25 protein-coding genes are annotated in these 22,655 nt (G+C 61.7%); 19 read left to right on the top strand and 6 right to left on the bottom strand.

The window, feature by feature from the left end; genetic code table 11:
* Window positions 1-118 precede the first annotated feature (118 nt).
* From FJ492_RS02405 to clpA, 3 genes are all read left to right on the top strand, one after another.
* Window positions 119-448: a phasin family protein gene (locus tag FJ492_RS02405; protein WP_140768281.1), complete on the top strand. Its 330-nt coding sequence runs from the start codon at window positions 119-121 to the stop codon at window positions 446-448.
* A 253-nt stretch (window positions 449-701) separates the two neighbouring features.
* On the top strand, window positions 702-1,031 hold the full coding sequence (gene clpS, locus FJ492_RS02400; protein WP_010909565.1) for an ATP-dependent Clp protease adapter ClpS: 330 nt from the start codon (window positions 702-704) through the stop codon (window positions 1,029-1,031).
* A 6-nt stretch (window positions 1,032-1,037) separates the two neighbouring features.
* The gene (clpA, locus tag FJ492_RS02395) at window positions 1,038-3,506 is read left to right on the top strand and encodes an ATP-dependent Clp protease ATP-binding subunit ClpA (RefSeq protein ID WP_140768279.1); all 2,469 of its coding nucleotides are present in this window, start codon (window positions 1,038-1,040) and stop codon (window positions 3,504-3,506) included.
* Between the two features lie 196 nt (window positions 3,507-3,702).
* Here the strand turns inward: clpA and FJ492_RS02390 are convergent, their stop codons facing one another.
* The 5 genes from FJ492_RS02390 to FJ492_RS02370 all read right to left on the bottom strand — a co-directional run bounded on the left by FJ492_RS02390 (window position 3,703) and on the right by FJ492_RS02370 (window position 7,012).
* Entirely contained in the window at window positions 3,703-4,134 is a 432-nt protein-coding gene (locus FJ492_RS02390) for an HIT family protein (RefSeq protein ID WP_140505492.1), read from the bottom strand.
* Between the two features lie 78 nt (window positions 4,135-4,212).
* On the bottom strand, window positions 4,213-4,467 hold the full coding sequence (locus FJ492_RS02385) for a hypothetical protein (protein WP_140768277.1): 255 nt from the start codon (window positions 4,465-4,467) through the stop codon (window positions 4,213-4,215).
* 70 nt (window positions 4,468-4,537) lie between these two features.
* On the bottom strand, window positions 4,538-5,749 hold the full coding sequence (locus FJ492_RS02380; RefSeq protein ID WP_140750253.1) for a GNAT family N-acetyltransferase: 1,212 nt from the start codon (window positions 5,747-5,749) through the stop codon (window positions 4,538-4,540).
* A 55-nt stretch (window positions 5,750-5,804) separates the two neighbouring features.
* Entirely contained in the window at window positions 5,805-6,533 is a 729-nt protein-coding gene (locus FJ492_RS02375; protein ID WP_140768275.1) for a glycerophosphodiester phosphodiesterase, read from the bottom strand.
* Between the two features lie 14 nt (window positions 6,534-6,547).
* The gene (locus tag FJ492_RS02370; protein ID WP_140768273.1) at window positions 6,548-7,012 is read right to left on the bottom strand and encodes a RidA family protein; all 465 of its coding nucleotides are present in this window, start codon (window positions 7,010-7,012) and stop codon (window positions 6,548-6,550) included.
* 139 nt (window positions 7,013-7,151) lie between these two features.
* On the opposite strand from FJ492_RS02370, the gene FJ492_RS02365 reads away from it, so the two are divergent.
* The 5 genes from FJ492_RS02365 to tsf all read left to right on the top strand — a co-directional run bounded on the left by FJ492_RS02365 (window position 7,152) and on the right by tsf (window position 10,889).
* The gene (locus tag FJ492_RS02365; protein WP_140768271.1) at window positions 7,152-7,982 is read left to right on the top strand and encodes a cell envelope integrity EipB family protein; all 831 of its coding nucleotides are present in this window, start codon (window positions 7,152-7,154) and stop codon (window positions 7,980-7,982) included.
* Window positions 7,983-8,013: 31 nt separating this feature from the next.
* Complete coding sequence (locus FJ492_RS02360) at window positions 8,014-8,292, top strand: DUF4031 domain-containing protein (protein ID WP_027142608.1); 279 nt, start codon at window positions 8,014-8,016, stop codon at window positions 8,290-8,292.
* Entirely contained in the window at window positions 8,289-8,900 is a 612-nt protein-coding gene (locus FJ492_RS02355; protein ID WP_140750257.1) for a LysE family translocator, read from the top strand. Before FJ492_RS02360 ends, FJ492_RS02355 begins: the two co-directional genes overlap by 4 nt.
* A 176-nt stretch (window positions 8,901-9,076) precedes the next feature.
* Window positions 9,077-9,859, top strand: coding sequence for a 30S ribosomal protein S2 (gene rpsB / locus FJ492_RS02350; RefSeq protein ID WP_140505484.1), 783 nt, complete (start codon window positions 9,077-9,079; stop codon window positions 9,857-9,859).
* Between the two features lie 109 nt (window positions 9,860-9,968).
* Complete coding sequence (gene tsf / locus FJ492_RS02345; protein ID WP_027142611.1) at window positions 9,969-10,889, top strand: translation elongation factor Ts; 921 nt, start codon at window positions 9,969-9,971, stop codon at window positions 10,887-10,889.
* A gap of 13 nt (window positions 10,890-10,902) precedes the next feature.
* On the opposite strand, the gene FJ492_RS02340 is transcribed toward tsf, so the two are convergent.
* Entirely contained in the window at window positions 10,903-11,838 is a 936-nt protein-coding gene (locus FJ492_RS02340; protein ID WP_140768269.1) for a LysR family transcriptional regulator, read from the bottom strand.
* Between the two features lie 112 nt (window positions 11,839-11,950).
* Between FJ492_RS02340 and FJ492_RS02335 the strand changes: the two genes are divergently transcribed.
* The 11 genes from FJ492_RS02335 (at window position 11,951) to fabZ (ending at window position 22,647) form a co-directional block, all read left to right on the top strand.
* Window positions 11,951-12,379 carry a nuclear transport factor 2 family protein gene (locus FJ492_RS02335; protein WP_140505478.1) on the top strand — a complete coding sequence of 143 codons (429 nt, stop codon included), beginning with the start codon at window positions 11,951-11,953 and terminating at the stop codon, window positions 12,377-12,379.
* A 61-nt stretch (window positions 12,380-12,440) separates the two neighbouring features.
* Window positions 12,441-12,968 (top strand): nuclear transport factor 2 family protein, encoded by a 528-nt coding sequence (locus FJ492_RS02330; RefSeq protein WP_140768267.1) that lies wholly within the window; start codon window positions 12,441-12,443, stop codon window positions 12,966-12,968.
* Window positions 12,969-13,003: 35 nt separating this feature from the next.
* A complete protein-coding gene (locus FJ492_RS02325) occupies window positions 13,004-14,113 on the top strand; it encodes an aldo/keto reductase (protein WP_140711671.1) in 1,110 nt (369 codons plus the stop codon).
* 152 nt (window positions 14,114-14,265) lie between these two features.
* On the top strand, window positions 14,266-14,988 hold the full coding sequence (gene pyrH, locus FJ492_RS02320; protein ID WP_027142616.1) for a UMP kinase: 723 nt from the start codon (window positions 14,266-14,268) through the stop codon (window positions 14,986-14,988).
* Window positions 14,989-15,089: 101 nt separating this feature from the next.
* Window positions 15,090-15,644 (top strand): ribosome recycling factor, encoded by a 555-nt coding sequence (gene frr, locus FJ492_RS02315; RefSeq protein WP_027142617.1) that lies wholly within the window; start codon window positions 15,090-15,092, stop codon window positions 15,642-15,644.
* A 32-nt stretch (window positions 15,645-15,676) separates the two neighbouring features.
* On the top strand, window positions 15,677-16,411 hold the full coding sequence (locus tag FJ492_RS02310; protein WP_027142618.1) for an isoprenyl transferase: 735 nt from the start codon (window positions 15,677-15,679) through the stop codon (window positions 16,409-16,411).
* On the top strand, window positions 16,408-17,223 hold the full coding sequence (locus tag FJ492_RS02305) for a phosphatidate cytidylyltransferase (protein WP_140768265.1): 816 nt from the start codon (window positions 16,408-16,410) through the stop codon (window positions 17,221-17,223). The genes FJ492_RS02310 and FJ492_RS02305 overlap by 4 nt, the downstream gene beginning before the upstream one ends.
* A gap of 96 nt (window positions 17,224-17,319) precedes the next feature.
* Window positions 17,320-18,462: an RIP metalloprotease RseP gene (gene rseP, locus FJ492_RS02300; RefSeq protein WP_140505469.1), complete on the top strand. Its 1,143-nt coding sequence runs from the start codon at window positions 17,320-17,322 to the stop codon at window positions 18,460-18,462.
* Between the two features lie 217 nt (window positions 18,463-18,679).
* Window positions 18,680-21,058 (top strand): outer membrane protein assembly factor BamA, encoded by a 2,379-nt coding sequence (gene bamA, locus FJ492_RS02295; protein ID WP_140768263.1) that lies wholly within the window; start codon window positions 18,680-18,682, stop codon window positions 21,056-21,058.
* Window positions 21,059-21,131: 73 nt separating this feature from the next.
* Window positions 21,132-22,187, top strand: coding sequence for a UDP-3-O-(3-hydroxymyristoyl)glucosamine N-acyltransferase (gene lpxD, locus FJ492_RS02290; RefSeq protein ID WP_140505466.1), 1,056 nt, complete (start codon window positions 21,132-21,134; stop codon window positions 22,185-22,187).
* A complete protein-coding gene (gene fabZ, locus FJ492_RS02285; RefSeq protein ID WP_015317790.1) occupies window positions 22,180-22,647 on the top strand; it encodes a 3-hydroxyacyl-ACP dehydratase FabZ in 468 nt (155 codons plus the stop codon). The genes lpxD and fabZ overlap by 8 nt, the downstream gene beginning before the upstream one ends.
* Window positions 22,648-22,655 lie beyond the last annotated feature (8 nt).

Raw genomic sequence — 22,655 nt, 5'->3', positions numbered from 1 at the left:
GCCGCCAGCGCGGCCGCGAGCCTCCGAATTCTTGACTTTTGTGCGCCGCACAATATATATATGCATTGCACAACGGCGCTCGGGGCAGGGCGCGTCAACCGTCCAGGGAGAGTACGAAATGACCCAGACCTACGAGGACTTCAGCAAATACGGCAAGGAGTTCACTGACACCGGATTGAAGAGCTTCGCCTCTTTGTCCAAGGGCGCGCAGGCGATCGCCACCGAGGCCGGCGAATACACCAAGAAGAGCCTCGAAGCCGGCAGCGCCGCGGTCGAGAAGCTGTTGTCGGCCAAGTCGCTGGACAAGGCGATCGAGATTCAATCCGACTATGCCAAGCAGTCCTACGAGGCGTTCGTTGCCGAGGCCACCAAGATTGGCGACCTCTATGCCGAACTCGCCAAGGAAGCCTACAAGCCGTTCGAATCGATCGTTGCCAAGGCGAAATAATTTTCGCCGAGAATTCCAGATCCGGCCCTTTGGGCGCGGGACAAAACCCGGTCGTGGAAACGCGGCCGGGTTTTTTCATGTCAACGCTTCACGATCGCGAAATTCCGCCAAGTTGGTCACCTAGCCATATTGTCAGCTAACCAGAAGGGCTTAAAATCGTCCATCGAACACCTACATGTGAAACTCGCATGAGGATTCGAAGAGGCAGGAATACGTGACGATCGGTTTGACTGCCACGAGACGAGTGGCGCGGATGCAAAACGGCGGCGGCGACGGCAATGAGGCCGGCCGCGGGACGGCCGTCATCACGCGCACCAAAACCAAGACCAAGAAGCCCAGCCTTTACCGGGTCCTCATCCTCAACGACGACTACACTCCGATGGAGTTCGTGGTTCACGTGCTGGAGCGTTTTTTCCAGAAGGACCGCGAAGCTGCCACACGCATCATGCTTCATGTTCACAATCATGGAGTGGGCGAGTGCGGGGTCTATACATTCGAGGTGGCCGAGACCAAAGTGTCTCAGGTCATGGATTTCGCCCGACAGAATCAGCATCCGCTGCAATGCGTGATGGAGAAGAAGTGAGGTAACATGCCGGCTTTCTCCCAAGGCCTGGAAAAGGCGCTTCATCAAGCGCTGACGCTCGCCAACGAGCGGCACCATGAATATGCAACCCTTGAACACCTGCTGCTCGCGCTCATCGACGACACGGAGGCGGCCGCCGTCATGCGCGCCTGCAACGTCGATCTTGACGAACTGAAGCATACCGTTCTGACCTACATCGACACCGAGCTCGACAATCTGGTCACCGGCTACGATGAGGATTCCAAACCGACCGCCGGTTTCCAGCGCGTCATCCAGCGCGCGGTGATCCATGTGCAGTCATCTGGCCGCGAGGAAGTGTCGGGTGCCAACGTGCTCGTCGCCATCTTCGCCGAGCGCGAAAGCCATGCCGCTTATTTCCTGCAGGAACAGCAGATGACCCGCTACGACGCGGTCAACTACATCTCGCATGGCATCGCCAAGCGTCCGGGCGCGTCCGAGAGCCGCACCCCGCGCGGCGCCGATGACGAGCAGGGCGGCCAGAACGGTGCCGAGCCCCAGGAGGAAGGCGGCAAGAAGAAGCAGCAGCAGGACGCGCTAACCGCCTATTGCGTCAACCTCAACAACAAGGCCAAGGCCGGCAAGATCGATCCGCTGATCGGCCGCGAGAGCGAGATCAACCGCACCATCCAGGTGCTGTGCCGTCGCTCCAAGAACAACCCGCTCTATGTCGGTGATCCCGGCGTCGGCAAGACGGCGATCGCCGAAGGCCTGGCCAAGCGCATCGTCGAGGGCGACGTGCCGGAAGTCCTGCACAATGCCACCATCTTCGCGCTCGACATGGGCACGCTTTTGGCCGGCACGCGCTATCGCGGTGACTTCGAGGAACGGCTGAAGCAGGTCGTCAAGGAGCTCGAGGACTATCCGGGCGCCGTGCTGTTCATCGACGAGATCCACACGGTGATCGGTGCGGGTGCTACGTCAGGCGGCGCCATGGATGCGTCGAACCTGTTGAAGCCGGCTCTGTCATCGGGTGCGATCCGCTGCATCGGTTCGACCACCTACAAGGAGTTCCGCCAGTTCTTCGAGAAGGACCGCGCGCTGGTGCGGCGCTTCCAGAAGATCGACGTCAACGAGCCGACCATCGAGGACGCCATCGAGATCATGAAGGGCCTGAAGCCCTATTATGAGGAATTCCACAAGGTGAAGTTCACCAACGAGGCGATCAAGGCCTCGGTGGAGCTGTCGGCGCGCTACATCAACGACCGCAAGCTGCCGGACAAGGCGATTGACGTGATCGACGAGACCGGCGCCTCGCAGATGCTGGTGCCGGAGGCCAAGCGCAAGAAGACGATCGGTATCAAGGAGATCGAAGCGACGATCGCCACCATGGCACGCATCCCGCCGAAAACGGTTTCGGCCGATGACGAGAAGGTGCTGCAGGGCCTGGACATCGAGCTCAAGCGCGTCGTCTACGGCCAGGACACCGCCATCACCGCGCTGACCTCGGCGATCAAGCTGGCGCGTGCCGGCCTGCGCGAACCGGAGAAGCCGATCGGCTCCTACCTGTTCTCAGGTCCGACCGGCGTCGGTAAGACCGAAGTCGCCAAGCAGTTGGCCGCCTCGCTCGGTGTCGAACTGATCCGTTTCGACATGTCGGAATATATGGAACGCCACACCGTCTCGCGGCTGATCGGCGCGCCTCCCGGCTATGTCGGCTTCGACCAGGGCGGCCTTTTGACCGACGGTGTCGACCAGCATCCGCACTGCGTGCTGCTGCTCGACGAGGTCGAAAAGGCGCATCCGGACCTGTTCAACATCCTGTTGCAGGTGATGGACCACGGCAAGCTGACCGACCACAACGGCAAGCAGATCGACTTCCGCAATGTCATCCTGATCATGACCACCAATGCGGGCGCATCCGATGCGCAGCGCGCGGCGATCGGTTTCGGTTCGACCAAGCGCGAAGGCGACGATGTCGAAGCGATCAACCGGCTGTTCACGCCGGAATTCCGCAACCGTCTCGATGCGATCATTCCGTTCGGCTCGCTGCCGGTGCCGGTCATCCATCAGGTGGTGCAGAAGTTCGTCATGCAGCTGGAAGCCCAGCTTTCCGAGCGTGGCGTCACCTTCGACCTGTCGCCGGACGCGATCGCCTGGCTCGCCGACAAGGGCTATGACGAACGCATGGGCGCGCGTCCGCTCGGCCGCGTCATCCAGGAGCACATCAAGAAGCCGCTGGCCGACGAGGTGCTGTTCGGCAAGCTCAAGAAGGGCGGCACGGTGCGCGTCACCGTCGAGAAGAAGGAAACCGGCGAGACCGGCCTCAAGCTCGAATCGCTCGCCGACGAGGCGCCGGTGAAGCCGAAGAAGGAAGAGCCGGAAGACGCGCCGAAGCCATCCAAGGCCGTGGCCAGGAAGCCTGCGGCAAAGAAGGTCGTGGCGCAGAAGCCCGAGCCCAAGGGCAAGGACGGCGGCAAGCGCAGCCTCGTGCCGCAACTGCCCAGAAAGAACTGAGCCTGACAAAAGTTGAAGAGAGCCCCGGAAACGGGGCTTTTTTCATTGGGACGACGTCGTGGCGCGTTCAGGAAGTCGAGCATCGCCCGGGCCCTTGGGGAGGCTTCTGCCTAAGGACTGATGCAACGCCCCCGCCCGAGCGCGATCGAACGGCTCACGCGAGCGGCCGGTTCTCTCCGCGAAATGATGCGCGGAATCAGCTTCCCAGCGCGGCGCGGATCTTGTCTGCGTTCCGCGCCAGCACTTCCGGATTCTCCATCGCGCCCGTATGCGGCTTCAGCGGGATGCTGTCGAAGCGCGGGATGACATGCACGTGAAGATGATAGACGGTCTGCCCCGAAGCAGGTTCATTGAACTGCATGACGGTGACGCCGTCGGCGTCAAATGCTTTGCGGACGGCCCGCGCCACTTTCTGGACCACCGTGAAAAGCGGGCCGAACGTTGACGGATCGGCGTCGAGCAGGTTGCGCGACGGCACCTTCGGCATCACCAGTGTATGCCCCGGCCCCTGCGGCATCACATCCATGAAGGCCACGACCGCTTCGTCCTCATAGATGCGGTGCGAGGGTATTTCGCCGCGCAGGATCTTTGCGAAGATGTTGTCGGTGTCGTAGGCGGTCTCAGTCATGGCGAACGCTCCGGAGTTTGCCTTGACGTCCGGTGTAGCGAAGCCACCTCCGAGCGGCAAGACGAAGCTGCGGGGCGATCAGCCGAGATCGACCATGGTGGCTTCTACGAGCGCGCGATGGAAGCGTCTTTTGCGCGACGACGCGCTGTCGAAATAAGGTGCGGCGCAGTCGTTCAACAAGGCGGCCCGTGTCGCGGACACCCTGTCGAGCGGAAGCCCGCCGGCCAGTAAGATCAGCGTCGACAGGAAGGCGCAATCGAGGACCCGCGGGGCAGCAACATCGTGCGACAATCTGCAGTTTAGGGCTTCAATGGCGTAGACTTGCGCGCCCATGCCCGAGGCATGGCCTAGCGGGGTCCTGCCGCGGGGTAAACAGCGTCGGCAGGCGTGTCGAAAAAGCCTGCTATTCCTCGAGATCTTTGCGGAACGGGGTATGTTCTTCCAGATATTCGCCCATCCGCGCCACCTCGCGCCGCTCGCGCCCGAGATAATCGGCGACCGCTTTGCGCAGGCCGGGGTGGGCAATGTAATGCGCCGAATGCATGGTCACCGGCCGGTAGCCGCGCGCCAGCTTGTGCTCGCCTTGCGCGCCTGCTTCGACCACCTTCAACTTGCGTTCGATGGCGAAGTCGATGGCCTGGTGATAGCAGACCTCGAAATGCAGGTAGGGATGATCCTCGATGCAGCCCCAATTGCGGCCGTAGAGCGCGTCGGAGCCGATGAAGTTGATGGCGCCGGCAATGTAGCGCCCGTTGCGCCTGGCCATCACCAGCAGGATGTCGTCCGCCATGCGTTCGCCGATCAGCGAGAAGAACTGACGGTTCAGGTAGGGGCGGCCCCATTTGCGGCTGCCGGTGTCCATGTAGAAGGCGAAGAAGTCGTCCCAGGCCTTTTCGGTCAGGTCCTTGCCGGTCAGCCAGTCGATCGTGATGCCATCGGCGAGCGCTTCGCGCCGTTCTTTCTTCATCGCCTTGCGCTTGCGCGAGGCAAGCGTGGCGAGGAAGTCGTCATAGGTGGAAAAGCCTTCGTTGAAGAAATGGAATTGCTGATCGGTGCGATGCAGGAAGCCCGCGGCCTCCAGCGTCGCGACGTCGCTCTCTTGCGCGAAGGTGACATGCGCCGAGGATATGCCGAGCTTGTCGGTCACCATTTTGAGCCCGGCGGCAAGCCCGGCCTTAACCGCGTCCTGATCCTCGCCCTTGCCGACCAGCAGGCGAGGGCCGGTGACCGGCGTGAACGGCACGGCACTTTGCAATTTTGGATAGTAACGGCCGCCGGCGCGCTCGAAGGCATCCGACCAGCCGTGATCGAACACATATTCGCCCTGGCTGTGCGACTTGAGATAGCAGGGAATAGCGCCTAGCAGCCTGCCTTGCGCGGTTTCCAGCCGCAGGTGATGGCCTTGCCAGCCAGTGCGCCGCACGGCGCAGCCCGAATCCTCCAGAGCGCTCAAAAAAGCGAATGAAACGAGCGGGTTATATCCGGCCGCGTCGCCGCGCGTGGTTCCGGCAAAGCCGTTCCATTCATCGCAGGTAAAGGCGCCTATGCCTGCGGCGATCCGGATCGAATAGCCCGCATTCGCCGATTGTCCGTCGCAGTCGTCGCCCTGATCCATGAGGCTTATTTAAGCTCCATTCGGGCCGCTACAAGTCACGTTTCGGGCACCCTGCTCAGGCGACTTTGACCAGGTCGGGTTCGAAACCTTCGAACGTCATCTGGTCGGCATATCTAAAGGTCAGGTCGACCGCCGGCTGGTCATGCACCGTCCAGGTGATGACAGGCATTTTGAGCTTTTCGCGCACGAAGCTGACAAACGGGTTCGGCAGATCGCCGGCGGCATAGGAGGTAAAGGAGAGTTCGTGCGCCAGCATGGAAAAATGTGCTTCGATCAGCTTGGCGTCCTTGCCATAGGCGGTCAATCCAGCCGGAATGCCGGGCGCGTGCCTGGGGAAATCGCGGATCAGCCAGTGATCAAACGACATGATCGCCGCCTTGCCCTTGTAGCGCTTCAGCATCTTGCCGACGCGTGCCACCAGGCCCCCATCGCGACCGGGAGTTCCTTTCAGCTCGACGACCATGGGCACGCGGCCGTCGACGAGGTCGAGCGTTTCCTGCAGCGTCGGCACGTGATCCGCCGTGCCGCCGACCTTGAGCGCGGTAAGTTCGGCCGCGCTGCGTTGCCAGACGAAACCGTCCTGACTTGTCAGCCGTTGCAGATCGTCATCATGGATGACGATGGGAACGCCATCCGACGATAGATGCACGTCGCATTCGATCGCGTAGCCGCGTTCGGCCGCGGCGGCGAAGGCGGAAAGCGTGTTTTCCCAGCGCGACTTGTTCATGTCGTGAAAGCCGCGATGGGCAACCGGCCGGGCAGTCAGCCAGGAGAGGTCGGTCATGTCCGCACCTTCACTCATTCGACTTCAAAGATCGCTTCGATTTCCACCGCGGCATTAAGCGGCAGGGAGGCGGTGCCGACGGCGGAGCGTGCGTGCTTGCCGCTTTCGCCAAGCGCGGCAACCAGGAAATCGGAGGCGCCGTTGGCGACCAGATGCTGTTCGACGAAGTCGGTGGCCGACGCCACGAAGACGGTGATCTTTACCAGACGGCGGATCTTCTCGAGGTCGCCAAGTGCCGCCTTGGCTTGCGCCAGGATGTTGATGGCGCAGTATTTCGCGGCGTCCTTGCCGCTTGCCGTGTCGATGTCGCGGCCGAGCAGACCGCTCGCCTGCAGCTTGCCGTCCTTGAGCGGCAATTGTCCCGCCGTGAACAGCAGATTGCCGGTCCTGCAATAGGGCACGTAGTTGGCGGCAGGCGCGGCGGCAACAGGAAGCGTCACGCCGAGATCACTTAGCCGCTTTTCGATTGTTTCACTCATTGCTTTTCCCTATTGCTGGAAGGTGCCGCGCTAGCCGGGCCGAAATTGCTATTTTTGCCTCGCTTCCGCCACGACTTTTTTTAAGCTGGACCATCTTTCCCTGCGGCCCTGCCATCAGCCGCGACGATTGGAGTACCTCATGCGCGCAGCGCGCCTTGCATTCCACGCCGTTCTGTTGTCGGCGCTGTTCCCTGTGGGCTCCGCTTTCGCCGTACCGGCGCTGCAGGCGCATCGCGCCGTCTACGATCTCACCCTCAAAAAGGCGGATGATCGATCCGGCATTACCGGTATCACCGGCCGTATGGTCTACGAGTTCAACGGCTCGGCCTGCGAAGGCTACACGGTGAAATTCCGTTTCGTCACGCAGATCGCGACCAGCGACAACACGAAGCTGACCGACCAGCAGACCACCACCTTCGAGGACGCGGAAGGCAAGGTGTTTTCTTTCGTAACGAAGTCCTTCGTCGACCAGAACCTCGACAAGGAGGTCAAGGGCGTCGCGACAAAGAATGCCAAGGGGCTGAAGGTCGATATCGACAAGCCGGAGAAGAACAGTCTTGAACTCGCGGCCACCCAGTTTCCGACCCAGCATCTGGTCGAGTTGATCGGCAAGGCCGAAAAAGGCGAAAACTTCTATCAAACCAATCTGTTCGACGGGTCGGAGGACGCCAACAAGGTGATGACGACCACGGTTGTCGTCGGCAAGAAGACCGAAGCCGACAAGACCGATCCGGAAGCGCCGGCACTGGCGAAGCTTGCCACCGACAAATATTGGCCGGTCGACATCGCCTATTTCGACGACAGTGCCCAGAAGGGCGAGGAAGTGCCGGAATACCGGATCAGCTTCAAGCTGCATGAAAACGGCATCACCCGTGATCTCGTCATGGACTATGGCGACTTCTCCATGACCGGCAAGCTGGTCAACCTGTCGCTGTTCGACCAGACAAAGCCTTGTCCCGCATCGAAGTAGCAGCGATGCGCAAGTGAGCTGGCCGGGCTTGATGGCGGTCTATGTCGATGCGGCGATCTGGAAGTGGGCAGGCCATCGCTGGTGCCATTTGATGGCCGACGACACCGAAGAGCTGCATCGGTTCGCATCCCGGCTTGGCGTGAAGCGCTCGTCCTACCAGGGGCCGCCCAGGACATCGGCGCCACACTATGACATAACCGGTTTCGAGCGCGACCGCGCGGTGCGGCTCGGCGCCATCGAATGCAGCCGCGAGGAGATCGTCGCGATCTTCAGGCGCGTGCGGGTACCCAACGGAAAGGCCCGGTCATGACACCAACGGCATTTTTCGCGTATTGCGCAGCCGTCACACTCGCCGCCGCCACACCGGGGCCAGCGATGTTCACGGTCATCACCAATGGCGTGTCGCGTGGTTTTCTTCGCGCCTTCATGGCCGGCGTGGGGGTCGCCGCCGGCGATGCCGTGCTGGTCACTCTGGCACTGCTCGGGCTGGTAGCCCTGGCCCAGACATTCGAATGGATATTCCTTCTGCTTAAATATGCAGGCGCCGCCTACCTGATTTTTCTCGGCATCAGGATGTGGCGGGCCTCGGCCACGCAACCGAACGGGCCGCAGACGGCACAGGCGAGATTGTCGCGGTTCTTCTTCGTTGGCGCGTCCATTGCGCTGGGGAATCCGAAGGCGATCCTGTTCCATGCCTCGATCATGCCGCTGGTCCTCGATCTCGACACGCTGACGTTTGTCGATGGCCTGCTGGTGGTGGCCGTCGTCATCAGCGTCAATATCCTCACCATGGGTGTCTATGCGGTACTTGCGGGCCGGGCCTCGGGCTGGTTCAGGACGCCCGGGCGCATGCGACTGATGAACAGGTTCGCCGGCAGTGCCATGATAGGCACCGGAGCGCTGATTGCCGCACGCTGAGCGGAAAGCGTCACACGGCTTGCGTTTATCGCGCTTCCCCTCTATATGCCCACTCATTCCACACACGGACTTTGGTGTCTGCCCGGGAGAAATCCGGCTGAAACCTCCGGTGGCGTTCGAGGACTTCGTCCAAAAAATGCCTGTGTCCGTGGAGGCTAACCGGAAAGGAAATGAGAATGGCACTGCCTGATTTCAGCATGCGCCAGCTTTTGGAAGCTGGCATTCACTTCGGCCACCAGACCCACCGCTGGAACCCGAAGATGGCGCCCTACATCTACGGCGCCCGCAACAACATCCACATCATCGACCTCTCGCAGACGGTGCCTTTGCTGCACCAGGCGCTGAAGCAGGTTTCCGACACCGTTGCCAAGGGCGGCCGCGTGCTGTTCGTCGGCACCAAGCGCCAGGCGTCCGACATCGTCGCCGATGCCGCGCAGCGTTCGGCCCAGTACTACGTCAATTCGCGTTGGCTCGGCGGCATGCTGACCAACTGGAAGACGATCTCGAACTCGATCCAGCGCCTGCGCAAGCTCGACGAGATGCTGGCCGGCGAGGCGCAAGGCCTGACCAAGAAGGAACGCCTGAACCTCGACCGCGAGCGCGAGAAACTCGACAAGGCGCTCGGCGGTATCAAGGACATGGGCTCGACGCCCGACCTGATGTTCGTAATCGACACCAACAAGGAAGCGATCGCCATCCTCGAGGCCAAGCGCCTGGGCATCCCGGTCGTTGCCATCATCGATTCGAACTGCGATCCGGACAAGATCGATTTCCCGATCCCCGGCAATGACGACGCGGCCCGCGCCATCCAGCTTTATTGCGATCTGATCGCCAAGGCCGCGATTGACGGCATCGCCCGTCAGCAGGGCGCGCTCGGCATGGATATCGGCGCTTCGGTCGAAGCTCCGGTCGAGCCGGCGCTCGATCCGGCTCCGGCGTCGGAAGCCCCAGAGGCTTGATAGTCGAAGGCCGGTTTGCGGCCTTCATCTTTCTCATATTTTGGCACGCTAAACAGACGCACCATCAAATAACGATGGTGCGTCGGTGCATTTAAACAAAGAGGCGACAATGAGCATTTCGGCTGCACAGGTCAAAGAACTCCGCGACTTGACCGGCGCGGGCATGATGGACTGCAAGGCGGCGTTGAACGAGACCAATGGCAACATGGAAGAAGCCGTTGACTGGCTGCGCAAGAAGGGCATCTCCAAGGCCGACAAGAAGGCCGGTCGCACCGCCGCCGAAGGCCTGATCGGCGTCGACAACGGCGTGCGCGAAGCCGCCGTCGTCGAGGTGAATTCCGAGACTGATTTCGTCGCCCGCAATGCCGCCTTCCAGGAAATCGTCGCCAACGTCGCCAAGGTGGCGCTTGCCTATGGCACGACAGAGGCTGTGGCCGCCGCGAAGTATCCGGGTTCGGACAAGTCGGTCACCGACACCATCAAGGACGCTGTCGGCACCATTGGCGAGAACCTGGGCTTCCGTCGCTCGGCCAAGCTGACCGTGCCGCATGGCGCGGTTGCGACCTACGTCCACAATTCGGTTGCCGATGGCCTTGGCAAGCTCGGCGTGCTGGTCGCGATCGAGACTACCGGCAACGAGCATGCCGCCAATGCCTTTGGCCGCCAGGTCGCAATGCATGTCGCCGCCACCAACCCGATGGCGCTGACCGCCGAGCAGATCGACCCGGCGGCGGTCGAGCGTGAGAAGGCAATCTTCTCCGACCAGGCGCGCCAGTCCGGGAAGCCGGAAGCCATCATCGAAAAGATGGTCGAGGGTCGCCTGCGCAAGTTCTATGAGGAAGTCGTGCTCTTGAAGCAGGCCTTCGTGCTCAACCCCGACATCACTGTCGAGAAGGCGCTGAAGGATGCCGAAAAGGAAATCGGCGCGCCGGCCAAGATCACGGCCTATCTGCGCTTCGCGCTCGGCGAGGGCATCGAGAAGGAAGAGTCCGATTTCGCCGCGGAAGTCGCGGCGGCGGTCAAGAAGTAAGCGTCCTACCGCTTTATTCCGACTGTGTTTTTCGGCCGGGCGTCCGCAGGGGTGCCCGGCCGATTTCGTTTGCGGTATCGATAAACGCCCTGAGCTTCGGCGCCATCGCCGCGCGGCGCGGGAAGTAGAGGAAAAGGCCGGGTTCCTCGATCGCTGATTGCGGCAGAACCTGCACCAGGCGCCCGGCTGCCAGATCCGCGCGGGCCAGCGGCTCGAACATATAGGCGAGGCCGACCCCAGCGAGCGCCAGATCAATGGCGGCGAGCGAATCCGTCACGATGGCCGTACCGCTGGTTTCCATGACCACATCCTTGCCATCCTCGGTCAAATCCCAGCGATAGAGAGCCCCCGAGCGGACAAGCCGGTACCCGATGCAATTGTGGTTCGCGAGATCGGCTACTCGGCGCGGACGGCCACGTCGCCCGATATAGGCGGGAGAGGCGACGATGACGACTTTGAAGGGTTGCGTCAGGCGGATGGCAACCATGTCCTGCGCGATCATCTCGCCGAGCCGGATGCCGGCGTCGAAACCTTCGCCGACGATGTCGACCAATCCCTGATCGGCAAAAATCTCGACCGTAATGTCGGGATAGCGCTCGGCCATCGCGGCGACGACCGGCGTCACCGCCAATGGAATCGCGATGTTGGAGGCGTTGATCCTGAGCAGGCCAGACGGCTTGCCCTTGTCGCTGCGGATGCGGTCCATCCGCTCGGCAATATCCTGGAGGGCAGGGGCCGCCGTTTCCACCAGCGCCTTGCCGGCCTCGGTGAGCGAAACGCTGCGCGTCGTGCGCGCAAACAGCGGCTGGCCGATACGCTCCTCGACGAGCCGCACCGCATGGCTGACCGCCGACGGGCTCATCCCGAGTTCCGCCGCGGCAAGTGCGAAGCCGCCGCGCCGCGCAACGGCTACAATGACAGGCAGGTGGGTGAGCAGGTCTCGGTCCATTCATGAACCATATCGCACGGTCCATGCAGATCATGCAATCTTATCGAGGAGGCAAAAGCGGATCATTTAAGCCGGCATCGAACGGCAAGCATCAGACAGCAAGGAGCCTCCGATGTCCGACCTTCATTCCAGACAAGCCCGCAACCTGCAGACGGTATACAACTTCTTTGACCTGATGCACCGCAAGGATATCGACAGTTGGAGTGAACTCTGGGCCGAGGATGGCCGCATCATAGTCTTCTATCCGCCGGCGGGATTTGGCGACAGCATCGACGGCAAGGCAGCGATCGTGGCCGCCTTCAGGGGACTGTTCGGCAATTTCGAAACCTTCGAATCGCAACTGACGGCCATCTATCCCGCTGCGGACTCCGAAGCCGTGGTGGTCGAATACCGGAACCGCGCCGTGCTCGTCGGCGGCACCGAATACACCAACAGCAACATTGCCGTCTTCCATTTCGAGAATGGCCTGATCAGTGCCTATCACGACTATTTCGACCCGCGCCGCTTCCAGGTCGTTGTCGACGCGCTGTCAAAAGGCTGAAGGCGGACCTCCCGACTGATCATCCGTCCGTTGCAAACCTATCCACCAAAGGAGAAGCGAAATGAATGCCTTGAAACACGTTACCTTCGCAGCAGGCCTTGCCTTGGCACCCGTCGATGCCGGTGGTGCCGAACCGACCGGCTGGCAGGCACTTGCCGATGAACGCGCCGTGATCCGTATCGCCGATGCCATCGACCGCGCCGTCGACGCGCAGGACTGGAAACGCGCGCGCAGCTATTTCGCGGATCGGGTCACCGCCGACTTCAGCAGCCTGTCCGGGCAGCCCGCGGCCAACATTGCCGCCGACGATCTGATCGGCGCCTGGGCCGGCAATCTCAAGGGCAGCAAGACCAGCCTGCACCTGCGCACCAATCACCAGGTCGTCCTCGAGGCGGACACGGCGACTGTTCTGTCGAACGGCTATGCCTGGAACCTGATGGAGGGCAATGGCGATCCACTCTGGGAAGTCTGGGGCACCTATGAGCACCACCTGACGCGTTCTGGCACCGCCTGGAAGGTCGATGGCTTCACCTTCCGCATGACGCATGAACGCGGCAATCCCTGGGTCAAGACGACCCCGGGCCAATGACGCCCGCATCAACCGGATCAGGATCGGAAAAGACAATGACGATGAGCTACTACACACTCGGCAACAGCGGCCTGCGCGTCAGCCGGCTGGCGCTGGGCACGATGACCTTCGGCACGGAATGGGGCTGGGGCGCGGACCGGGATACGGCGCGCGCGATGTTTGACGCCTATGTCGAGGCCGGCGGCAATTTCTTCGACACCGCCGACCTTTATACCGGGGGCACCGCCGAGACCTGGCTCGGTGAATTCGTGGCCGAGCGAGGCTTGCGCGACAAGGCGGTGATCGCCACCAAATTCACCATGAACTCGAACCCAGGCAATCCGAACGCCGGCGGCAATGGCCGCAAGAACATCATGCGTGCCGTCGACGCCTCGCTGAAGCGGCTGGGCACCGACTACATCGATCTCTATCTCATGCATATCTGGGACAGGCTGACGCCGGCCGAGGAAGTGCTGCGCACGCTCGACGATCTGGTTCGGGCAGGCAAGATACGTCACATCGGCCTGTCCGACGTGCCGGCCTGGTATGCCGGGCGGGCTCAGGCGATCGCCGAACTGCGCGGCTATGAGCCGATCTCGGCGTTGCAGCTCGAATACTCCCTGGCGGAGCGTGCCATCGAGCATGAATTCGTGCCGTTCGGGACACGTCATGGCGCCGGCATCATGGTCTGGAGCCCGCTGGCCAGCGGCCTGTTGAGCGGCAAATACCGGCCGATGCAAGCGGGCAATGCCGGCCGGCTCGACGGCTTCCGCAACACCACCCATCCCGGCTTCCAGAAATTCACGGATCACAACTGGGCTGTTGTGGCGGAGTTGGAAAAAGTCGCCGCCGAACTCGGCCGCGGCATGGCTCAGGTGGCGCTCAACTGGGTGGCGACACAGCCAGGAATCGCCACCGTCATCCTTGGGGCAACGAGACTTTCGCAGTTGCAGGACAATGTTGCCGCGCTCGATTTCTCGATACCGCCCGCGCTTCGCCAGCGGCTGGACAAGGTGAGCGGCACGCCTGCGCCGTTCCCGCATTCCTATTTCGGTCCCGAGATCCAGGTCCGTGTCGCCGGTGGTGTCGTGACCGGCGACAAGCCGTCCGGTTATGCATTGCCGGTCGTGGTCGAAGGCGAGGCTGTTGCCATCAGCAGCAACTGATCCAAAAAGCCTGGAATTTTGCACAAGGGCGCGGCGTGACATCGCCGCGCCCTTCGTGTATCCGGTCAACCCGTCATGACAGCACCGCCGGGCGAAGCAGGAGGCCTTTTTCGCCTTCAGAGCTTGCCGCGCCGGGATTTTCGAGGAACCAGATGACGGTGAAGCCCCTCTACCGACGTGTTCTGCTGAAAGCTTCGGGCGAAGCGTTGATGGGCGAACAGCATTTCGGCATCGATGTCTCGGTCGTGGACCGCATCGCCGGCGACATCGCCGAGGCGCGCGCGCTGGGCATAGAGGTGGGTGTCGTCATTGGCGGCGGCAATATCTTTCGCGGCGTGGCCGTTGCCTCCAAGGGTGGGGACCGCGTTACTGGCGACCATATGGGCATGCTTGCCACTGTCATCAATTCGCTGGCGCTGCGCACATCGCTGAACAAGATCGGCGTCGACGCCGTTGTGCTGTCCGCGATTGCCATGCCTGAGCTTTGCGAGAGCTTTTCGCAGCGCCAGGCGACCGCCTACATGAACCAGGGCAAGGTGGTGATCTTCGCCGGCGGCACCGGCAATCCGTTCTTCACCACCGATTCGGCCGCAGCGCTCCGTGCCGCCGAAATTGGCGCCGACGCGTTGTTCAAGGGCACGCAGGTCGACGGCGTCTATTCGGCCGACCCGAAAAAGGATCCAAGCGCGACACGTTTCGAGCGCATCAGCCATGCCGAAGTCATAAATCGCGGCCTTTCGATCATGGATACGGCTGCGATTGCACTTGCGCGCGAAAACAACATTCCGATAATCGTCTATTCGATCCACGAAAAAGGTGGTTTCGGCGATATTCTGAGGGGCGGCGGCCGCTGTACGGTCGTCGCGGACGAGTGATCCGGGCCCGATCCCGGGAAACCGGGTTTCGAAATCAGGCTCCAACACGGGGCCTTTGCCCGAAGCAGTGAACCCGCGGCAGACGGGTCGAGGAGACTAGAATGAGTGGTGAGTACGACGATCTCAAGCGGCGCATGGATGGGGCAATCGCGGCGTTCAAGCATGATCTGGCCTCGCTGCGGACCGGTCGCGCCTCCAGCAACCTGCTCGACGCGATCCAGGTGCAAGCCTATGGCACCACCATGCCGATCAATCAGGTGGCCAACGTCACCGTGCCTGAGCCGCGCATGATCTCGGTCTCGGTCTGGGACAAGTCGATGGTCGGCGCGGTCGACCGCGCGATCCGGGAATCCAATCTGGGCTTCAACCCGATCGTCGACGGCACCAATCTGAGGATTCCGCTGCCGGAGCTCAACGAACAGCGCCGCAAGGAACTGGTCAAGATTTCGCACGGCTATGCCGAGAACGCGCGGGTCGCCGCGCGCCATGTGCGCCGCGATGGCATGGATTTCCTGAAGAAGGCGGAGAAGGACGGCGACATCAGCGAGGACGATCAGCGCAAGCGTTCCGACCAGGTCCAGAAGCTTACCGACGAGACCATCAGCACCATCGATCATCTGCTTTCCGACAAGGAAGCTGAAATCATGCAGGTTTAGGGTTGGCCCTTGGCTGATCCGAAAGCGAGATCATGACAACGCCCGCGCATGTCGCGATCATCATGGATGGAAATGGACGCTGGGCCAAGGCGCGCGGTATGCCGAGGCTCGCGGGTCATCGCGCCGGCGTCGAGGCGCTGCGCAAGGCTGTGCGTGCCGCCCCCGGTCTCGGTATCTCCTTCCTGACCGTCTATGCTTTCTCGTCGGAGAACTGGTCACGGCCGAAGTCCGAGGTCAGCGACCTTATGGGATTGTTGAAGCTGTTCATCCGTCGCGACCTTGCCGAGCTGCACCAGAGCGGCGTGCGGGTCAGGATCATCGGCGACCGGGCAGGGCTGCAGGCGGACATCAGGGGGCTGCTCGAGGAAGCCGAATCGCTGACGATCCACAACACCTCGCTGACGCTGGTGATCGCCTTCAATTATGGCGGGCGCGACGAGATCGTGCGCACGGCGCGCAAGCTCGCCGAGGCGGTGGCGCGCGGTGAAATCGACAGCGAGGCGATCACCGCCGAAAGCTTTGCCGGCTCTCTCGACACACAAGGCATTCCCGATCCGGAGCTGGTCATCCGCACCAGCGGCGAGCTTCGCCTGTCCAACTTCCTCTTGTGGCAGGCCGCCTACAGCGAGCTCGTCTTCCTGCCGTGCTACTGGCCGGACTTCAATCGCGAGCACCTCGCCGAGGCTCTACGCGAATATGCCGGCCGCGAGCGCCGCTTCGGCGGACTGGACCCGCAAGACGTCGCGTCGCGACCGGCCGCGGGATGAGCAACCTTCAGCTACGTGTGATTTCGGCGGTCGTGCTCGCTATTGCCGCCCTTGGCCTGACCTGGCTTGGCGGCCTGCCTTTCCGGCTGCTGTGCACCGTCATGGCGGCAATGATCTTTTATGAATGGACACGCATGTCGCGGCCCGCCGCGGCCGACGGGCTTGGCTTCCTGCCGGAAGCGCTGATGGTCATTTTCGTCGGTGCTTTGATTGCCGGCCTGTCCGCATTGTGGCTGTTGCCGCTCGTGGTGATTCTGGTTGCGATAACGGCGACCACCGCGGGAATTCGCAGGATCGACCAGTGGGACGCTGGCGGCCTTGCCTATGCCTGCGTGTCGGGTCTGTCGCTTGCCCTGCTGCGCGACGGCGACCATTCGGGCTTCGTCGCCATCCTGTTTCTGTTCGCGGTCGTCTGGGCGACCGACATCTTCGCGTATTTCGTCGGGCGCGCCGTCGGCGGGCCCAAACTGGCGCCGTCGATTTCGCCAGGCAAGACGCGCAGCGGCGCGTTCGGCGGGGCAGTCGGTGGCGTCGTCGCGGGACTTTTGCTGGCAGCCATTGCCGGCGCCGACAACCTGGCGTTGCTCGGCCTTGTGGCGCTGGTGCTGTCCGTCGTCGCCCAGGCTGGCGACCTGTTCGAATCCTGGGTCAAACGGCGGCACGGCCGCAAGGATTCGGGCGTGCTCATTCCTGGCCATGGCGGCATCATGGATCGTGTCGACGGGCTTGTCGCGGCCGCTCTTGCCCTATACGTCATCGGTTGGATTTCGGCGGGCGCCGACCATCCGGCGCAGGGGCTGTTTGCCATTTGAATGTGTCATTCCACGATCTGGCGCGGACGTGCCTTGGATTCGCCTGTATTGATGTCACAGTCACGCAGCGACCGCGGAAGAACTTGAGGGCTTGAGTTGAACGAGATTCTTCACGCGATTTTCAGCACGGAAGGCCTCTTTCTCGGCACGCTCGTGCCGTTTCTCTTCGTACTGACCGTGGTGGTGTTCGTTCACGAGATGGGCCACTACCTCGTCGGCCGCTGGTGCGGCATCGGGGTCAGGGCCTTCTCGATCGGCTTCGGTCCGGAGCTCATAGGCTTCAACGACAGGCACGGCACGCGCTGGAAGCTTTGCGCCATACCGCTTGGCGGTTATGTCAAGTTTGTCGGCGACATGAGCGCCACCTCCAGCAAGCCGACATCGGACGAGCTCGAAACGCTGACCGACCAGGAACGCAAGGTTGCCTTCCATACCCAGGCGATCTGGAAGCGCGCGGCAACGGTGGTGGCCGGGCCGCTGTTCAACTTCCTGCTGACGATCGTCGTCTTTTCCGTGCTGTTTGCCTCCTATGGGCGTTATGTCGCGGAGCCCATGGTCGCGGAGGTTACCGCCGACAGTCCCGCGGCCAAAGCTGGCATTTTGCCTGGCGACAGATTCGTTAGTGTCGACGGCAGCAAGGTCGAAACCTTCGGAGACGTGCAGCGGCTGGTCTCGGGCCGGGCCGGCGACACCATCACCTTCGTCATGCTGCGCGGCGGCAAGGAGGTCACGGTGACCGCGACGCCGCACCTGATGGAACAAGAGGACGCGCTCGGCAACAAGATCAAGGTTGCGGTGATCGGCGTCGTCAACAACAAGGAACTCGGCCAGCCTCGTCTCATCACATACACCCCGGTGGGAGCCGTTGCGGCGGCCGTTGAGGAAACGGGCCATGTCATCGAGCGCACGGGCCAGTTTCTGCAGCGCTTCGTCGTGGGGCGCGAGGACAAGTGCCAGCTGGGTGGTCCGGTCAAGATCGCAGGCATGGCCGGCAAGGCTGCCAAACTCGGTTTCGAGTGGCTGGTGCAGCTTGTCGCGCTGCTCTCCGTCGGGATAGGCATTCTAAACCTTTTGCCGATTCCCCCCCTCGACGGCGGCCATCTGTTGTTCTACGGGGTGGAGGCCGTCATCCGCCGGCCGGTGTCGGAACGGATGATGGAAATGGCCTATCGGGCCGGTCTGCTTCTGGTGCTGTGCTTCATGGCGTTCGTGTTCTGGAACGATCTCTTTGGGTGCTGAAATCATGAAGGAATTCGGCCTGGGCATGGTCGATGTTGAGACGCCGTTTACCATGCACGGGGATATGAGTGACGCGAAAGCCACGCAACAGGGTTAAGTAAATACAAATTAACCAGAAGCCTTGCGTGTAGGGAAAATCCGGTTAATACGGTAGGGGAAATGACCGCACGTCCGGTTTTCTCGCCGTGGGGACTACGAGAAAAGGTTATTAAGCCCGATGAAGGCAGCATCCAAGTTTCTAAACGCCGCGTCAGCGGCGGCACTGTCCGCCGCTCTGGTCGTACCCGGTGCGCTCGCAGTGCAGTTCGTTGCCACATCGGCGGCCGAAGCCGCTGTCGTAAGCAGGGTGGAGGTGAGCGGCAACCAGCGTGTCGACGCCGATACCATCCGCAACTACATCACCATCAAGCCCGGCAAGGCCTTCTCCAGCTCCGATGTCGATAGCGCGGTCAAGGCGCTGTTCGGCACCGGCCTGTTCTCGGATGTCCAGATCAACCAGGTCGGCTCGACCCTGGTCGTCAAGGTTTCGGAATACAAGGTCGTCAACCAGGTGCTGTTCCAGGGCAACAAGAAGCTCAAGGACAACGCGCTTCAGGCAGCGGTTCAGCTGAAGCCGCGCGGCACGTTCTCCCAGGCTACGCTCGATTCGGACGTCGAGGCGGTCAAGGCCGCTTACAGGCGCATCGGCCGTGACGATGCCGGCGTGACCGCGCAGATCATGGAGCTCGGCGACAACCGCGTGAATGTGGTGTTCCACGTCACCGAAGGCGATCGCACTCAGATCGCGGCAATCAATTTCGTCGGCAACAGCGCCTATTCCAGCCGCCGCCTGTCGGACGTGATCAACACCAAGCGCTCATCCTGGGTCTCGTTCATCCTGCGCGACGACGTCTATGATGAAGACAAGCTGCGCGCCGACCAGGAACTGCTGCGCCGCTTCTACTATAATCACGGCTATGCTGATTTCCAGGTCGTGTCCGCTGTCGGCGAGCTCGACAATGCGACCAACAAATACACGGTCACCATCACCGTCCAGGAAGGCGAGCGCTATACTTTCGGCGACATCAGCGTCGAAAGCACGATCCCGGAAGTGGACTCCAAGTCGCTGGAATCGGTAGTGGAAACACACAAGGGCGATGTCTACAACGCCAAGAATGTCGAAGACTCGATCATTGCCTTGACCGAGAAGGTGGCCGGTTCCGGCTATGCATTCGCGCAGGTGACGCCGCGTGGCGATCGCAACTTCGAGAACCATACGATTTCGGTGGTCTACACGGTCGACCAGGGCACCAAGGCCTATGTCGAGCGCATCGAGATCCGCGGCAACGATCGGACGCGTGACTATGTCATTCGCCGCGAATTCGACGTCAGCGAAGGCGACGCGTTCAACCAGGTGCTCATCCAGCGCGCGAAGAAGCGTCTGGAAGACCTCAATTATTTTGACAAAGTCGAAATCTCGACCGTGCCTGGCTCGGCCCCTGACCAGGTCGTGCTGGTGGTCGACGTGGTCGAGAAGTCGACAGGTGAATTTTCGGTTGGCGCCGGCTATTCGACCGGCGGCGATTCTGCTGGACCGTCCGTTGAGGGATCGATCACAGAGCGCAACTTCCTCGGCCGCGGCCAGTTTATCAAAGTGTCGGCGGGTGGCGGTAAGAACTCGCGCGACTACAGCCTGTCCTTTACGGAGCCGTATTTCCTCGGGCGGCGTATAGCCGCCGGCTTCGACATTTTCAAGTCGACGCGGGAATACAACAACAATTACGACAGCGACACCACCGGGGCGACGATCCGCTTCGGGTTGCCGATCACCAACAGCATCACGACCCAGTTGGCGTACAACATCTCGCAAGAGAAATATAAGGTCGACGACAGTTGCGATCCCACCGATGCGGTTCCGCAAGGCAACTGCAACATCTCCCAGGCCGTTCTGGATGGCATTGAGGAGAGCCCGTGGATCAAGTCCTCGGTCAGCCTTGGGCTGGTCTACAATACTATCGACGACATGAAGAACCCCCATGAGGGTATCTATGCCAACACGACCGTGGAGGTTGCTGGCCTCGGAGGCGATGCCAAGTTCGTGAAGATCACGGGACGCGGCAGCATCTATCAGACGCTGTCCGAGCAGCTTGACCTTGTCGGCCTCCTTTCGGGTGGCGCGGGTCACGTCGAGGGTTACGGCAGCGACGGCGATCTGCGCATCTTCGACCACTTCCAGAGCACCGATCGCATGATCCGCGGCTTTGCCTATGGTGGCATCGGCCCGGTCGCTACCGGTACCAGCGGCGATCATCTGGGCGGCACGACCTATTTCAACGCTTCGGCAGAGGCGCAATTCCCGCTCCCGGTTGTTCCCGAGAGCTTCGGCTTGCGTGGCGCGGTGTTCGCGGATGCGGCGACGCTCTACGGCAACAAGATTGCCGATCAGTCACTGGTCGATCAGGACTCGACCGGTTTGCAGATACGCGCCTCGGTCGGTGTCGGCCTGATGTGGGCCTCGCCGTTCGGGCCGATCCGTATCGACTATGCGATCCCGGTCAAGAAGGAAGCCAAAGACGACGTGCAGGAATTCAACTTCGGCATATCGACCCGCTTCTGATCGGCGGCCAACGATGCTCCCGGGTTTTGGATCCGGGAGAAATGTTCCGACCTAGCTGGATATAGCTTCTGGAATGACCGATCCGGTGTTCTTCGCGCCATCACGCCGGTATACGGCGGCCGAAGTCGCGAATCTGACTGGCTCGGTGCTTGTCGATTCCGGCCAATCCGACGTTTCGATCGAAGCGTTGGCGCCAGCCAATGAAGGCGGGGCCAACGCGCTCGTTTTCGTCGACGGCAGGCGCAATTCGTCGCTGATGCCGTCGCTGCGGGCGGCAGCGGTCCTGTGTCCGGCGGAATTCGCAAACAAGGCGCCGGCTACCGTCGCCGTCCTGATCCATCCGCGGCCGCAACAGGCATTCGCCCTGGTCGGTCGGCTGCTGTTCCCCACGGCCGCTACGCCGGGGCCGATGACCGGTGAAACCGGTGTTTCGCCCCATGCCCACGTCGATCCGACAGCGCATGTCGAAGCCGGCGCTGTCATCGAAGCCGGCGTGGTCATCGGGCCAGGCGTCTCGATCGGCAGCGGCACCGTCATTGCGCCAAACGCCGTCATCGGACAGTCCTGCCAGATTGGCCGTGACGGCTATGTCGGCCCGGGTGCCAGTATCCAGTACGCATTGATCGGCAATCGGGTCATCATCCATGGTGGCGCCAGGATTGGACAGGACGGTTTTGGCTTTGTCGGCGGCGCCAAGGGTCCCGAACGTGTTCCACAGATCGGACGGGTCATCATCCAGGACGATGTCGAGATCGGCTCCAATTCCACCGTCGATCGCGGCGCCATGTCCGATACGATCATCGGGCAAGGCACTAAGATCGACAATCTCGTGCAGATCGCCCATAACGTCCGCATCGGTCGCAATTGCATAGTAGCCGGGCTTTCGGGTATTTCCGGTTCCGTGGTGGTGGGGGACAATGTCACCATGGGCGGCGGCGTCGGGCTTGCGGATCATCTGACGATTGGTACAGGTGCCAAGCTTGCCGCCAGAAGTGGATTTATGAGCAATGTTCCCGCCGGCGAGATATGGGGTGGCTATCCGGCGCAGCCGATGGCGGAAGCCATGCGAGAGATAGCCATGTTGCGCACGATGGCCAGGGCACGCAAGCAGGGCAAGGACAATGGCTGACATGGTGGCGGCGACAACGCTGGAAGCGGTCGACATATTGGGGCTTATGAAGCTCCTGCCGCACCGTTACCCCTTCCTCATGATCGATCGCATCGTCGACATCGATGGCGACGACTCCGCCATCGGCATCAAGAACGTGACCATAAACGAGCCGCATTTTCAGGGTCATTTCCCGGAGCAGCCGGTGATGCCGGGTGTGCTGATCGTCGAGGCCATGGCGCAGACGGCGGGCGCCATTTGTATCCGCAGCCTCGGGGCGTCGAAGCCGTCGCTGGTCTATTTCCTGACCATCGACAACGCCAAATTCCGCAAACCGGTCGTTCCCGGCGACCAGTTGAAGATCCACGTCAAGAAAATCAAGAAGCGCGGCAATCTGCTCAAATTCGCCTGCGAAGCCCTGGTCGAAGGTACCAAGGCGGCCGAGGCCGAGATTTCAGCCATGATGGTCACCGGCGACTGACGATCGAG

The organism is Mesorhizobium sp. B2-5-4 (assembly GCF_006441095.1).
GTDB classification, from domain to species: domain Bacteria; phylum Pseudomonadota; class Alphaproteobacteria; order Rhizobiales; family Rhizobiaceae; genus Mesorhizobium; species Mesorhizobium salmacidum.
This window is presented reverse-complemented; position numbering and strand designations above follow the sequence as displayed.

Bases quoted from the DNA above. Each gene is read 5' to 3' on its own strand.
- lpxD (WP_140505466.1), top strand. From the start codon at position 21,132: ATGACCGATCCGGTGTTCTTCGCGCCATCACGCCGGTATACGGCGGCC.
- pyrH (WP_027142616.1), top strand. From the start codon at position 14,266: ATGACGGTGAAGCCCCTCTACCGACGTGTTCTGCTGAAAGCTTCGGGC.
- fabZ (WP_015317790.1), top strand. From the start codon at position 22,180: ATGGCTGACATGGTGGCGGCGACAACGCTGGAAGCGGTCGACATATTG.
- tsf (WP_027142611.1), top strand. From the start codon at position 9,969: ATGAGCATTTCGGCTGCACAGGTCAAAGAACTCCGCGACTTGACCGGC.
- FJ492_RS02355 (WP_140750257.1), top strand. From the start codon at position 8,289: ATGACACCAACGGCATTTTTCGCGTATTGCGCAGCCGTCACACTCGCC.
- frr (WP_027142617.1), top strand. From the start codon at position 15,090: ATGAGTGGTGAGTACGACGATCTCAAGCGGCGCATGGATGGGGCAATC.
- FJ492_RS02335 (WP_140505478.1), top strand. From the start codon at position 11,951: ATGTCCGACCTTCATTCCAGACAAGCCCGCAACCTGCAGACGGTATAC.
- FJ492_RS02340 (WP_140768269.1), bottom strand. From the start codon at position 11,838: ATGGACCGAGACCTGCTCACCCACCTGCCTGTCATTGTAGCCGTTGCG.
- FJ492_RS02365 (WP_140768271.1), top strand. From the start codon at position 7,152: ATGCGCGCAGCGCGCCTTGCATTCCACGCCGTTCTGTTGTCGGCGCTG.
- FJ492_RS02305 (WP_140768265.1), top strand. From the start codon at position 16,408: ATGAGCAACCTTCAGCTACGTGTGATTTCGGCGGTCGTGCTCGCTATT.
- FJ492_RS02405 (WP_140768281.1), top strand. From the start codon at position 119: ATGACCCAGACCTACGAGGACTTCAGCAAATACGGCAAGGAGTTCACT.
- clpS (WP_010909565.1), top strand. From the start codon at position 702: ATGCAAAACGGCGGCGGCGACGGCAATGAGGCCGGCCGCGGGACGGCC.
- FJ492_RS02370 (WP_140768273.1), bottom strand. From the start codon at position 7,012: ATGAGTGAAACAATCGAAAAGCGGCTAAGTGATCTCGGCGTGACGCTT.
- clpA (WP_140768279.1), top strand. From the start codon at position 1,038: ATGCCGGCTTTCTCCCAAGGCCTGGAAAAGGCGCTTCATCAAGCGCTG.
- FJ492_RS02375 (WP_140768275.1), bottom strand. From the start codon at position 6,533: ATGACCGACCTCTCCTGGCTGACTGCCCGGCCGGTTGCCCATCGCGGC.
- FJ492_RS02380 (WP_140750253.1), bottom strand. From the start codon at position 5,749: ATGGATCAGGGCGACGACTGCGACGGACAATCGGCGAATGCGGGCTAT.
- bamA (WP_140768263.1), top strand. From the start codon at position 18,680: ATGAAGGCAGCATCCAAGTTTCTAAACGCCGCGTCAGCGGCGGCACTG.
- FJ492_RS02325 (WP_140711671.1), top strand. From the start codon at position 13,004: ATGACGATGAGCTACTACACACTCGGCAACAGCGGCCTGCGCGTCAGC.
- FJ492_RS02330 (WP_140768267.1), top strand. From the start codon at position 12,441: ATGAATGCCTTGAAACACGTTACCTTCGCAGCAGGCCTTGCCTTGGCA.
- FJ492_RS02385 (WP_140768277.1), bottom strand. From the start codon at position 4,467: ATGGGCGCGCAAGTCTACGCCATTGAAGCCCTAAACTGCAGATTGTCG.
- FJ492_RS02390 (WP_140505492.1), bottom strand. From the start codon at position 4,134: ATGACTGAGACCGCCTACGACACCGACAACATCTTCGCAAAGATCCTG.
- FJ492_RS02310 (WP_027142618.1), top strand. From the start codon at position 15,677: ATGACAACGCCCGCGCATGTCGCGATCATCATGGATGGAAATGGACGC.
- FJ492_RS02360 (WP_027142608.1), top strand. From the start codon at position 8,014: ATGGCGGTCTATGTCGATGCGGCGATCTGGAAGTGGGCAGGCCATCGC.
- rpsB (WP_140505484.1), top strand. From the start codon at position 9,077: ATGGCACTGCCTGATTTCAGCATGCGCCAGCTTTTGGAAGCTGGCATT.